Origin of the sequence: Pedobacter vanadiisoli, from assembly GCF_042684385.1 — a bacterium.
GTDB classification, from domain to species: domain Bacteria; phylum Bacteroidota; class Bacteroidia; order Sphingobacteriales; family Sphingobacteriaceae; genus Pedobacter; species Pedobacter vanadiisoli.
This window is the reverse complement of record NZ_JBHULL010000008.1, coordinates 550,032-562,847: the sequence shown is the minus strand read 5'-3', so window position 1 is coordinate 562,847 and position 12,816 is coordinate 550,032. Positions and strand designations below refer to the sequence as shown.

13 protein-coding genes are annotated in these 12,816 nt (G+C 39.9%); 10 read left to right on the top strand and 3 right to left on the bottom strand.

Annotation, left to right across the window (positions count from 1 at the left end; genetic code table 11):
* Nucleotides 1-35 precede the first annotated feature (35 nt).
* The 5 genes from ACFSR6_RS11145 to ACFSR6_RS11125 all read left to right on the top strand — a co-directional run bounded on the left by ACFSR6_RS11145 (nucleotide 36) and on the right by ACFSR6_RS11125 (nucleotide 4,914).
* On the top strand, nucleotides 36-1,691 hold the full coding sequence (locus tag ACFSR6_RS11145) for a M1 family metallopeptidase (RefSeq protein ID WP_379078673.1): 1,656 nt from the start codon (nucleotides 36-38) through the stop codon (nucleotides 1,689-1,691).
* 178 nt (nucleotides 1,692-1,869) lie between these two features.
* On the top strand, nucleotides 1,870-2,601 hold the full coding sequence (locus tag ACFSR6_RS11140) for a head GIN domain-containing protein (RefSeq protein ID WP_379078671.1): 732 nt from the start codon (nucleotides 1,870-1,872) through the stop codon (nucleotides 2,599-2,601).
* A 177-nt stretch (nucleotides 2,602-2,778) separates the two neighbouring features.
* Nucleotides 2,779-3,651, top strand: a complete 873-nt coding sequence (locus ACFSR6_RS11135; protein WP_379078669.1) for a DUF4261 domain-containing protein — start codon at nucleotides 2,779-2,781, stop codon at nucleotides 3,649-3,651.
* A 40-nt stretch (nucleotides 3,652-3,691) separates the two neighbouring features.
* Nucleotides 3,692-4,447, top strand: a complete 756-nt coding sequence (locus ACFSR6_RS11130; protein ID WP_379078667.1) for a hypothetical protein — start codon at nucleotides 3,692-3,694, stop codon at nucleotides 4,445-4,447.
* Nucleotides 4,448-4,458: 11 nt separating this feature from the next.
* Complete coding sequence (locus ACFSR6_RS11125) at nucleotides 4,459-4,914, top strand: DinB family protein (RefSeq protein ID WP_379078665.1); 456 nt, start codon at nucleotides 4,459-4,461, stop codon at nucleotides 4,912-4,914.
* Nucleotides 4,915-5,018: 104 nt separating this feature from the next.
* On the opposite strand, the gene ACFSR6_RS11120 is transcribed toward ACFSR6_RS11125, so the two are convergent.
* Nucleotides 5,019-5,909 carry a hypothetical protein gene (locus tag ACFSR6_RS11120; protein WP_379078663.1) on the bottom strand — a complete coding sequence of 297 codons (891 nt, stop codon included), beginning with the start codon at nucleotides 5,907-5,909 and terminating at the stop codon, nucleotides 5,019-5,021.
* Nucleotides 5,910-5,994: 85 nt separating this feature from the next.
* Nucleotides 5,995-6,702, bottom strand: a complete 708-nt coding sequence (locus ACFSR6_RS11115) for a DUF2490 domain-containing protein (protein ID WP_379078661.1) — start codon at nucleotides 6,700-6,702, stop codon at nucleotides 5,995-5,997.
* Nucleotides 6,703-7,093: 391 nt separating this feature from the next.
* Here ACFSR6_RS11115 and fabV point away from each other — a divergent pair, with 391 nt between their 5' ends.
* The 5 genes from fabV (at nucleotide 7,094) to ACFSR6_RS11090 (ending at nucleotide 11,130) form a co-directional block, all read left to right on the top strand.
* The gene (gene fabV, locus ACFSR6_RS11110; protein ID WP_379078659.1) at nucleotides 7,094-8,287 is read left to right on the top strand and encodes an enoyl-ACP reductase FabV; all 1,194 of its coding nucleotides are present in this window, start codon (nucleotides 7,094-7,096) and stop codon (nucleotides 8,285-8,287) included.
* Between the two features lie 98 nt (nucleotides 8,288-8,385).
* Nucleotides 8,386-8,919 (top strand): GNAT family N-acetyltransferase, encoded by a 534-nt coding sequence (locus tag ACFSR6_RS11105; RefSeq protein ID WP_379078657.1) that lies wholly within the window; start codon nucleotides 8,386-8,388, stop codon nucleotides 8,917-8,919.
* 139 nt (nucleotides 8,920-9,058) lie between these two features.
* Nucleotides 9,059-9,511, top strand: coding sequence for a cold-shock protein (locus ACFSR6_RS11100; RefSeq protein WP_379078655.1), 453 nt, complete (start codon nucleotides 9,059-9,061; stop codon nucleotides 9,509-9,511).
* A gap of 520 nt (nucleotides 9,512-10,031) precedes the next feature.
* Nucleotides 10,032-10,718: an SIMPL domain-containing protein gene (locus ACFSR6_RS11095; RefSeq protein ID WP_379078653.1), complete on the top strand. Its 687-nt coding sequence runs from the start codon at nucleotides 10,032-10,034 to the stop codon at nucleotides 10,716-10,718.
* A 97-nt stretch (nucleotides 10,719-10,815) separates the two neighbouring features.
* A complete protein-coding gene (locus tag ACFSR6_RS11090) occupies nucleotides 10,816-11,130 on the top strand; it encodes a hypothetical protein (RefSeq protein WP_379078652.1) in 315 nt (104 codons plus the stop codon).
* 382 nt (nucleotides 11,131-11,512) lie between these two features.
* Here ACFSR6_RS11090 and serS read toward each other — a convergent pair whose 3' ends face one another.
* Nucleotides 11,513-12,784, bottom strand: coding sequence for a serine--tRNA ligase (gene serS / locus ACFSR6_RS11085; RefSeq protein WP_379078651.1), 1,272 nt, complete (start codon nucleotides 12,782-12,784; stop codon nucleotides 11,513-11,515).
* Nucleotides 12,785-12,816: the final 32 nt, after the last annotated feature.

Genomic DNA, 12,816 nt, shown 5'->3' with positions numbered 1-12,816 from the left:
ATAACCAATCGTTTTAAACGATTAATAAAATACAAATGAAAAAACTATTTACCATTTTAGCACTCGCCTGCAGCATTTCAGGTTTACAGGCTCAAATGCTGGGCAAAAACCAGGTCAACCCACGTGCCGATAGCCTACGCGGAACGCTTACCCCCCTACGTACCTGTTACGATATCAATTACTACCACTTGGATGTGAAAATCGATATCGACCAAAAATCGGTTAGCGGCAGTAACGAATTTGCTTTCACCGCTACACAGGATTTTACCAAACTGCAGTTCGATCTTTTCGATAACCTTAAAGTAGAAAAGGTGCTGTACAAAGGTGCCGAACTCCCATTTAAAAGAGAATACAATGCTGTTTTTGTAACCTTCCCTAAGGCGGTAAAAAAAGGGAGCAAAGATAAGTTCACGGTTTTTTATTCGGGTAATCCCATTGTAGCTAAAACACCACCCTGGGATGGCGGTTTCATCTTCAAGAAAGACAGTGCGGGCAACCCTTTTGTTTCGGTAGCCTGCCAGGGCTTGGGAGCCAGTGTATGGTGGCCAAATAAAGATCACCAGAGCGATGAGGTAGACAGTATGCTGATCAGCATCACCGTTCCAAATACTTTACAGGAAATATCGAACGGCAGGTTAAGGAATACGGTTGATAAGCCTGATGGATACAAACAGTACAATTGGTTTGTGGCTAACCCCATTAACAACTACGACGTAACTTTTTACATTGGCAAATATGCCCACTGGCAGGATAGTTTTGCAGGCGAAAACGGAAATCTTACCATCGATTACTGGGCCCTGCAAACCGACAGTGCCAAAGCACGGCCGCACTGGGATGCCGAGGTTAAACCTATGCTAAAATGCTTTGAATATTGGTTTGGCCCTTATCCCTGGTATAAAGATGGCTACAAGCTGGTACAGGCACCACACCTGGGGATGGAGCACCAAAGTGCCGTAGCTTACGGCAACCAGTTTAAACAGGGTTATTTGGGGAGAGATTTAAGTGGCACAGGACATGGTTTAAAATGGGACTTCATTACCATCCACGAAAGCGGTCATGAGTGGTTTGGCAATAACATTACCTCGAAAGATATTGCCGATATGTGGGTTCATGAAGGTTTTACCAACTACTCTGAAGTTTTGTTCACCGAGTGCACCGAAAATAAAGCAGCAGCCGATGAATACGTTATCGGGTTACAAAAAATTATCCAGAACAATGTTCCGATTATTGGCCCTTACGGTGTAAATAAGGAAGGTTCCGGTGATATGTATCCTAAAGGTGCCAATCTGATCAGCATCATCCGCCAGCTGATTAACAACGATGAGAAATTCAGGCAGATATTACGGGGTTTAAACAAAACTTTTTATCATCAAACGGTTACCACAGCACAAATTGAGCAGTATATCGCCAAACAGAGTGGTTTAAAGCTCGATAAAATATTCGATCAGTATTTACGCTACACCAAAATTCCCGTACTCGAATATAATATCAGTAACCATACCTTGTCTTACCGTTGGGTAACCGATGTTAAAGGTTTTGATATGCCGGTACGCGTAACTTTAAAAGCAGGTGCTTATTCTTTAATTAAACCGACCAACGATTGGAAAACCATTCCGGTAGATGCCAGTATAACTGCCGAAAACTTTAAACATGATCCGCTTTTTTATATAGGGATAAAAAAGGGGGAATGATTTACCTTTAGGTGAGGTCAGATGTTACCATCTGACCTTAATCTTCAGTTCTGAGTTAGCTATTACTAGCTGACACCACTCAGCAAATCAGCATGATATTTTTCAATTTTATGCAACTTTTTGGCTAAACCTGCGTCTTATATTCAAAACGCATTATTCATTATCAAAATCTATAACCATGAAAAAATTGTTTGCCCTTTTATTAGCCGCATTAACTTTAACTTCAGGCATTGGTATAACTGCTTCGGCACATACTAAACCGGGTACTGCAACCCATCAAAAAGAGGAGAGAGAGGTAAAAAACTTCAACGGTGTTGCCTCTGCGGGGCCCATTAATGTAATTGTGACCTTGGGTAACACCGAAAGCTGCCGTTTAGAAGGCGATGCTGATGCTCTTGCCACAATTGTGACCGAGGTTAAAGGCAACGTTTTGGTAATCCGCCCGCAAACCAGCATCAGAAGCTGGTCTAATAAATATGAGGGTAAAAAAATTACCGCTTATGTAACGGCAAAAGAACTGGCCAGCTTAACAGTGAGCGGCGATGGCAGTTTAACGGTTAATGGAAAAATCAGTACAGGCAGCTTAACTACCACCGTTAGTGGTTCAGGAAATATCAAAGCTTCGGCTGATGTAGATAACTATAGCGGTGTAATCAGCGGTTCGGGGTCGATCAACATTACCGGTGGCGCCGATCATGCCAAAGTGGTGATCAGCAGCTCTGGTACTTTAGCTGGTAAATCTTTTGCTGTAAAAACATTATCTACTACCATTAGCGGATCGGGTACAGTTAACATCGCGGTTGATGAAAGCATCAGGGCCGTAATCAGTGGTTCAGGCAGCGTAAATTATTCTGGCAATCCAACCGTTGATAAAACGGTAATCGGATCAGGAAAAGTAAGAAAAGTATAATGTTAATAAAGGCTTAATTGAAGAACGTCCCTGCGCAATCAGGGACGTTTTTTTTGTGCAACCGGGAGATATCAGCATATTCTCCTTAAATAATACTACCCATCGTTTTAAGTCGATTGTATCATATATTTTAACAATAATATCTCCCACTATATCCAAAACATGCTACATTTAGGCATGAATTTATTCAACCGATTTAAAAAGAAAAATACGACAACAAAAGAGATTGAGCCTATACCTGAAGATAACCAGCTCCAGAATTTCCCTGAAATGCTGATGACCAAGCTTTTATTTTCTGGCAAACCTAATCTCAATGCCGATCAGATTTTAGCCGAACTCAAAAAGCACATCAACAATATAGATCATTCATTTTCTGTAAGCAGCCTTATTTTTTCCTTTCCAGATTATCCTATTCAGCTGGCCGATGCTACCCTTCCTGCGCAGCTCAACATCCTGATCCCGGACAGGGATGAAGCAGGAATCGGCCTTCCCGACACTGCATTTACGCAAAACTGGCACTGGCCAGAAGCAAACCAAGTGGCTCAAAACTGCCAGTACGAAATACTGATTACTGATTTAATGTCGCGAAGCTTACCCTATAAACAACGGGTAAACCTGTTTATGGATTTCCTTGCGGCCGTAATAAGGGTTACGCAACCCAGTGCGGTATACACCTTTCACGGCGATAAAATATTAAACCCGGCGGCGATTACCAGCCTTTGGGAAACCGATAAAGTACAGGCATTGTACGCCCTCTGCAATGTAAGGTTATTTAATATAAGCAGCGATCCGCAAAAGCGTGAATTACTGATGGACAGCATAGGCATGCACGCGTTGGGTCTCCCCGATTTCCAAATCAGGTTCTCTACTTTTAATGAAAACGAAATAGCCAATTTATTGTGGACTTATGCCTACCACATTTACGAATATGGCGACATTATTGAAGAAGGAGACACTATGGAAGGATTAGCAGGTTCGAAATGGAAATGCGTAAAAGAGGTTTCGCTGGTTGCGCCAGAAAGAATGGTAATTAATATGATTCCAGCATAAAAAAATCAGTTATATTCACTCAATAAAAACGCTCAACTATATGAAAAAGTTATTGATAGGTATATTATTGATTATTCATGGATCGGCTTACAGCCAAAAGCTCAATCCAAAATATCTTCCATTGGTCAATAGTTTTATAGACTGTATAAAAAGACAAAACCTTGAAAAGCTAAGTACCAAAATCAAGTTTCCCCTTAAAAGAGAATACCCCATTGCCCCTGTTCAAAACAAGCAGGAATTTATAAAGAGGTATAAGGCTATTTTCGATGAAGAGTTAACCAAAAAGATTATCAACTCTAAACCAGATGCCGATTGGGATGATGTTGGCTGGCGGGGAATTATGTTATTTAACGGCGATTTATGGCTGGATTATGGTGGCAGTTTGATCGCCGTAAATCACCAATCGAAACAGGAAAGCGACGAAAAAATACGGTTAATTGCCGCAGAAAAAGTAAAGCTTCACCCGTTAATTAAGTCGTTTCAATCGCCCGTACTTATTTTTGAAACAGCAAAATACAGAATCAGAATTGATGATTTGGGCAATTTTAATTACCGTTATACCTCCTGGCCCATAAAAAGTACAATGCATGATCAACCTGCATTAATACTAAAAAACGGAAAATATACTCCCGATGGCAGCGGAGGAAACCATAATTATCAGTTTAAAAGCGGAGATTATACTTACACCTGTTACATTACTGTAATGGGTGAAACCGGCACTGCCCCTGCCTCGCTGGTAATTACCAAAAATGGTAAAGAAATATTATCTCAAGATGCAAAAAGAATGACTCCTTAAATGCTGAAACCATGTTGAACCAAACCCTAAAAAAACTATTTAACCGCGACCTGAATAAACTAAAAACCGAAATTGAGTCGTATCAAAACGAGGCTAATTTGTGGATCGTAGACCAAAGTATAACCAATTCGGCCGGTAACCTATGCCTGCATTTAATCGGGAACTTAAATACCTATATTGGGGCTACATTGGGCGGCAGCGGTTACATCAGGAACCGTGAGCTCGAGTTTTCTTTAAAAGATGTACCCCGCTACGAACTGATTGAAAAAATAGACCAGACCATTGAGGTAGTTAACCAAACACTTGATAAATTAACTGTTGAGGAAATCGCTGCCGAATACCCCATGCTGGTTTTGGAAGAAAAAACCTCAACCGAATATTTCCTTGTCCACCTTGCTACACACCTGGCCTATCATCTGGGGCAAATTAATTATCATAGAAGATTACTAAATGTTATTAAATTTTGACCGTTGTTGTAACTGGATGTGAGTACCGTGAAGCCAGGTTGAGCAATCTCAACCAAAGTTTAACAACTTAACAAAAAAAGGAGGTTTAAAACCTCCTTTTTTATTTAAAACTGAACACCGATCTGCCAGATATTTTCAATGTAATTAATCTTCTGAGAAGCATGATCGTACTCATCCCAGCCAGTAGTATGCACGTTTGTTAAATTAGTGGCTCCAAATTTTGTAGTATTCTGCAGGTAAACATTTTTCCAGACATAAAACTTAAGACCAACTTTAGCCGAAACACCATAACCCGAAATACTGAAATGGTTATTCCTTCCCTGGCCAAATAAACGTACATCAGACCGCGGAACCATCATTCCACCGCCCAGGCCGGTTTCTAAGGTTAGTGAGGTATTGCCGCCCGGTGCCACCCAAATATCATCATAGCGCTCTACTTCAACATTTGCGTAGTTAAAACCATCGGTATGCTCATAAGTAAGCATACTTTCCTTCACATTAATGAGCTGCCCATTATAATCGCCGGCCAAATTACCTGTAGGTGTATTGGTAGGAGAGATATTGGAACCGATATGGCCAGTAATTGCAACTGTTTGCGGGATATCCATTACATATTTCATATGGTCCCAGCCAATAGAGATACTGTAATTATCTTTTATAAAATAACCTAAACGGATGTTATACTGCGGCACGGTAATTAAACCAGGGTTCAGATACTCCCAGCTTAATTTCGACTGCCTGTCGTGTGCAACCACATCTTTCAGGGTGAAATCGTAATTAGGTCCCTGAAACCTGATGTCGCTTTTGCCGTACCAGGAACTATTGTATCCCCAATGAAAATAAAAATCGCCTTTGCGCGAAAAATTCCGTTTATGCTCCGGGTTAAATAAACTTTTCGAGGCCGGGATTGGGTTAGCCGAAGAGCTTCGAATTTCCTGTGCCTGCATCCGCTTGCCAAACAGGAGTGCTAAAAATAGAAGGGTAAATCTTTTCACGCGGCAAATTGAGCAAAAAGACCAATCAATTACAACAGCTTTAACATTTTGCATCCTTTGTTAAACAAAAAATGACTTTAAATCATTAAAACCTAGTATAAACAGCCAGCTGAATAATGTTATTAATGGTATTATTATTCAATCCGTGGGTAGCCTGATTCATATACCCCGTTTCCAGGTCAATTTTTTTCGAAAAACGGTATCCCACAGCAAGATAGGCCCTGTTCTGATCGAACACGCTGTTATTGATTTTGTTCCTGTTCTGCAGGTTTAAGAAAATTTCGTTTTGTAAAGCCACAAAAGCACCTTTTTCAAAAGCAGGCTGTGTTTTTTGTAGTGGCTGTATCAACCTTACAAAATAACGGAACCTTTGCGAAAATACATCTTCTCCGGTTCTGCCGATAAAGCGTTGCTCAAGCCTAAGCCTATGACTGGCAAATACCGAACTGATTTTATGGTTGTAGATGTATTGTTCAAAAATACGGTGTTCGTGAAGGGTAAGATCGGTACTTCCTGCCACTTCGGTGGTTGTGGTCTGCCATAGGTAACCCAGCGCAAGATTGCTTTTGTTATTGATGAAATATTGCACTGCAGGCCGTACCAGTGTATTGCGCACATAGCCCCAGTTATCTGCCGAACGGATCTGCAGATCGAACTGTAATCCCCATTTCTCATTAAACCTGGTATTGTTCAAAAACATAAACCAACCCGAATTTTGGTATTGGGTCTGCGCATATAGCCTTCCTGATGCCAGGACGAATACCATCGAGGCAAGTAATAATATTTTTCTCATAAAAAGATAAACCGGTTTTATCTGTGTGCTGCTAAAATAAAAGAAATATGTTAAAGTCGGAAGTCAGGAGTCTGGTCGTCCAAACCCTATCTCCTGCCTTGCCCCCCTCTGTGTGCTTAAAATAATAAGGGCTTTGTATATTCCGTATCCTTTGTGGTTAAATAAAAGCCCGAATTTCAATTTACAACAATAGATTTTCCGACTGCATTGCACTCCGCCCGAAATGACGATTGTGCGGAATCAACAAACTTAAAAATCTTCAATATTTAAAATTCATTTAAGGTTAAACAATTAAAAATATATCTTCGTTAAAGATTTGGACATTAAGGCATTTTCAATAACCTTAAAACTGTACTTATTTTAACATTACAAAACGTAAAAAAGAACAAAAATGATTATCGAACCTAGAATGAGGGGCTTTATCTGTTTAACTGCACATCCTGATGGTTGCGCTCAAAACGTAAAGAACCAAATTGAATATGTAAAATCAAAAGGAGCTATCAATGGTCCGAAAAAAGTATTGGTAATTGGCGCATCAACCGGTTTCGGTTTGGCATCGAGAATTACCGCTGCTTATGGTTCAGGTGCTTCTACTATTGGCGTATTTTTCGAAAAAGCCCCCTCAGCAGGCAAAACAGCTTCACCGGGCTGGTATAACAGTGCCGCTTTTGAAAAAGAAGCACATGCAGCAGGTTTATATGCAAAAAGCATTAACGGTGATGCCTTCTCTAAAGAAATCAAAGCAAAAACTATCGAACTGATTAAAGCAGATTTAGGTCAGGTAGATTTAGTCATTTATAGTTTGGCTTCGCCGGTAAGGAAACACCCGGATACAGAGGTTTTACACCGCTCTACCCTAAAACCGATCGGCCACACTTATACCAATAAAACGGTCGATTTCCACACCGGTAACGTGAGCGAAGTTTCTATCGAGCCAGCTACCGAAGAAGATATTGCCAATACGGTTGCCGTAATGGGTGGCGAAGACTGGGCCATGTGGATTGACGCTCTAAAAGCAGAGAACCTTTTGGCTGAAGGCGCCACTACTGTAGCTTATTCTTACATTGGTCCTGCCTTAACCGAGCCGGTATACCGTAAAGGAACGATAGGAAGAGCAAAAGACGATTTAGAGGCTACCGCCTTTACCATTGGCGATAAATTGAAAGATATTAACGGTAAAGCCTACGTATCAGTAAACAAAGCATTGGTTACACAGGCCAGTTCAGCTATTCCGGTTATTCCATTATATATCTCATTATTGTACAAAGTAATGAAAGCCGAGGGCATCCACGAAGGTACCATCGAGCAGATTCAAAGGTTATATGCCGATAGATTATTTACCGGCAATCCGGTTCCTGTTGACGAAAAAGGCAGAATCAGGATCGATGATTGGGAAATGCGCGATGATGTACAGGCTAAAGTGGCCGAACTTTGGGAACAGGCAACTACCGAAACTTTACCGGCTATTGGCGACCTGGCAGGTTACCGGTCTGATTTCTTAAGCCTTTTCGGTTTCGAAATTGATAAAGTAGATTACCAGAAAGAAGCAAACGAAGTGGTTGAAATTGAAGGCCTGGTTGACTAAATCACTAGCCCCTCGCCCTGAACCCGTGTCAGGGCCTCCACTATAAAATACTCAACAAACGGCTGGCTTTTTAGCCGGCCGTTTTTATAAAAAACATAATGCATTTCGATTTACAACCCACACCAGAAGACGATCTGATTAAAATTGTTCCGTTAAAAGAAACAGATTTTGAAGCCGTGTTTGCCGTAGCATCCGACCCCTTACTCTGGGAACAGCATCCCAATAAAGACCGTTACCAAAGGGAGGTTTTCCAGAATTTCTTTAAGGGAGCTATCGAATCGCATGGCGCTTTTATCGTTTATGAAAAAGAGACCGGCGAAATTGTTGGGAGCTCGAGGTATTACGATCTAAACGAAGCAAACCGTTCAGTTGCCATTGGCTATACCTTTGTTGGCCGCAAGTTTTGGGGTAAGGGCCATAACCGTTCTTTAAAAACACTGATGCTCAATTATGCTTTCCGTTTTGTAGATAAAGTAATCCTGCACATTGGTGCAACCAACTTCAGGTCGCAAAAGGCGGCAGAAAAATTGGGTGCTATAAAAACAGGCGAATTTGAAGTGGCCTACTACGGCGAACCCGTAAAACCCAATTTTATTTATCAGATTGATAAGGCAAAATGGGCAGCCAGGTAAGTTTCAGCTGATTTAAGTAATAAACACATTGTTTATAAGCTGCTTCTCCCGATTAAAATCGTGTTTATGATTCTGTATTGCTATCTTTGTTTAATTCTCCATTCCACTTACCCTTCTAAAACAATACAGCAAATAAAATATGGCTAAATCCCAGGCATCATACAGTAAAAAAGAAAATGAAAAAAAACGGTTAAAGAAACAAAAAGACAAACAAGAGAAAAAAGAAGAACGCCAGGCTAATGCCAAAAAAGGTTTAGCACTGGAAGATATGATGGCTTATGTAGACGAAAATGGAAACATCTCTTCTACCCCACCAGATCCGAATAAGAAAATTGTAATCAATACAGAAGATATTCAAATTGGTATTTCAAGGCAAGAAGACATTGTAGACGAAAACCCTGTTAAAAAAGGAACCGTTACTTTCTTTAATGACAGCAAAGGTTACGGTTTCATTAAAAACACCGAAACACAGGAAAGTATCTTCGTACACGTTAATGGTTTAACAACCCAGATTAAAGAGGGTGATAAAGTTACCTTTGAAGTAGAAATGGGTCAAAAAGGGCCAACCGCTGTTAGGGTTTCAAAAGTTTAACCGCTAAACACCCCACCGGCAGCCTATCCAGGATTGCTATAAAAAGTAAAATTCAGCAGCAAACATGCTGTTGCGCATGGTTTTATACCTCTTTATAATTCCGTCTATTTAAGCATAAAACCTTGCGCACAATTTTTCCTGAATCGGAAAACACACCAGTAAGTTTTATATTTTTCGTTACCTGTTAGCCTTTTCTGGTACAGGAATAAGCCATGCTTCGGCTGCAACATTAATACAATACTCTTGATTAATGTTCCAATTATTAAAAATATTTTATGATTAAATTTTAGCATTTATGGCTTAAAAAAATGTTTTATAAGCTTTTTTCAATAAAACACATTCAACTGAAAATAAAGCAGATACAAACCAAATAAGCCTAAATATCAATAAATAATAACCTCGCTGTAGCTATTTGCCGGCCGCAACCGTTATCAGTGAAAAGAAAAAATATTTTAATCTCGGTGTGGAATTTGTATGGCATTTACATCTTTACAGTACACACAAAGAAAAAATTTGAATTATGAAAAAGTTAATAGCACTTGCATTAGTTGCATTTTTAGGATTATCAACAGCGATGGCTCAACAAGTAGATTTACGCAGAAAGATTAATGTTAGCGGTACCTCTGAAACTGAAGTTACACCAGATATTATTTACATTGGTATTTCACTTAAAGAGTATTTAAACGGCAAGAAAAAAGTAGAGATTACTGAACTGGAGAAACAACTCTATGCGGCAGTTCAAAAAGCTGGTATTGCCAAAGAAAATTTAACCATCAGCAATTTAAGCAGCTGGAACTATGCTACTGAGAAAAAGAAAAATCCTGATTTTTTAGCAAGCAAACAATACCGCTTAAAAGTGAGCGATTTAAACAAGTTCAACGCAATTATTGAAGCAATTGATGCGAAAGGGATTGCCAACACCAACATCGAAAGCTATGATTACAGTAAAATTGAAAGCCTGAAAAAAGAGCTGAAAATTAAAGCCCTGATGGCTGCCAAAGAAAAGGCTGCTTATATGGTAGAAGCTTTGGGCGACAAATTAGGCAGCGTTATTGAAATACAGGATGGTGGCGATAATATTGTACAGCCTGTTTACAGAAGTTTTGCAATGAAAGCTGAAATGGCTGATGCCGCCGGCGCCCCGGAAATTGATTTCAAAAAGATTAAGTTGAGTTTTACAGTAAATGCCATTTTTGAGATCAAATAAAAATTTTAACCGATAATTAACGCTTTTTAAAACCTACCAGAACATTTTGGTAGGTTTTTTGTTAAGTAGAAATCGAAACACTAAAAAATTAGATATTATGAAAAAATTCATTTACACGTTAGCCTTGGTTTTCGCTTTAGGAATTAGTTTTAATTCAGCTCAGGCTGCTGATAAGCCTGCGAAAAACCCTACAGAATTAACTGCAGAACAAGCGGTAAAACTGGAAAAAATTAAAAGCCGTGTTGAAGAAATCAGAGACATGGACAAATCAAACCTGACCAGAGCAGAGCGCAAGGCATTACGCAACGAATTAAGAGAGTTAAAAGGTCAGGCACGTGCAATTTCAGGAGGTGTTTACCTTTCAGTAGGTGCAATTATCATCATTATCTTATTGTTGATCTTGATTTTATAATCATTACGAAAATCACATCTATCTATATAAAAACAAAAAGCTTTGCAGTATTGCAAAGCTTTTTTTATGCCTTTCTTACGAAGTTAGCTAAGGGTTTATACGGTGAAAACTTCGTAAGTCTTAGCCCTTGCTTAGCTATTGAAGTTTCTAATGCTCCTTTGCATCCAAAACTTCGTTAGTTACCTAACTTAATCAACCACGCAAGTCTTGGGCTTTACAACTGATTATCGGATAATTAAAAATACATTTCGTCATTTCGAGGCGGGATATGAGCGAGCCTAAGCAATCTATTCTATAATAATTTATTATCAAAAAGGTTGCTTCACTCCTGCGCAAAGCCTTCTTCTTTTCAAAATGACGAAATTAAAAGCCAAACCCCACCTTAATCAATCATATCAAAGCCGGTATACTTCACTAAAGCTTCCGGAATTTTAATACCGTTCTCGGTCTGGTAATTCTCTAAAATCGACGCAACAATACGAGGCAAAGCCAATGCACTTCCGTTTAACGAGTGCGCCAGCTGTGCTTTTCCCTCTTTTCCTTTAAAACGCAGTTTTAAACGGTTAGTCTGGTAAGTTTCGAAATTAGAAACAGAAGAAACCTCTAACCAGCGCTCTTGCGCTGCGCTCCAAACTTCCATATCGTAAGTCATGGCTGAGGTAAAGCCCATATCGCCACCACATAAACGCAATACGCGGTAATGCAAGCCAAGTTCTTGCAGAAGCGACTGTACATACTGGCTCATATCTTCTAACGTTTCGTAAGATTGATCAGGATGCGTTATTTGTACCACCTCTACCTTATCAAACTGGTGTAGACGGTTTAAACCACGTACATGTGCGCCGTAAGAACCTGCTTCTCTGCGGAAACATGGTGTATAGGCTGTATTTTTAATGGGTAAATCTTCTTCCTTGATAATTACATCGCGGTACAAATTGGTTACCGGTACTTCGGCCGTCGGGATTAAATATAAATCATCAATGGCTGAGTGGTACATCTGTCCTTCTTTATCCGGCAACTGTCCGGTTCCAAAACCCGAAGCAGCATTTACCAGGTGTGGTACCTGCATTTCTTTATAACCGGCAGCAGTAGCGTGGTCTAAAAAGAAATTAATCAGGGCACGTTGTAACCTGGCACCTTTTCCCTTATAAACAGGGAAACCAGCACCGGTTATTTTAACGCCCAGTTCAAAATCAATAATATCATACTTAGCTGCCAGCTCCCAATGTGGCAAAGCCTTATTGGGTAACTTTGCTGGTTCGCCATGCGTAAGTACAATTTCGTTATCCTCAGCAGTTGAGCCCTGTTTTACCAGATGGTAAGGCAGGTTTGGCAGCTGAACAATTAAGTTGTGCTGGGCAGTTTCCAGTTCATTTAATTTATCGCTCAGGTTTTTGATATTTTCTTTATGAGAAGCCGTTTGCGCCTTAATGGTTTCTGCTTCTTCTTTTTTACCTGCACGCATTAAATCGCCAATTTGTTTGGCAGCTGCATTTGCTTCTGCAGAGATACTATCCAGCGAAGTTTGAGTGGAGCGGCGTTCTTCATCAATTTTAATGATTTCGTCTACCAACTCTGGTTGTTTAAAATTACGTACACTTAAACGTTCTAAAACTTTCTCTCTATTTTCGCGGATATAGTTAACTTGCAGCATTATTTAATTTTTTAAGCAAAGATAGCAAGAGT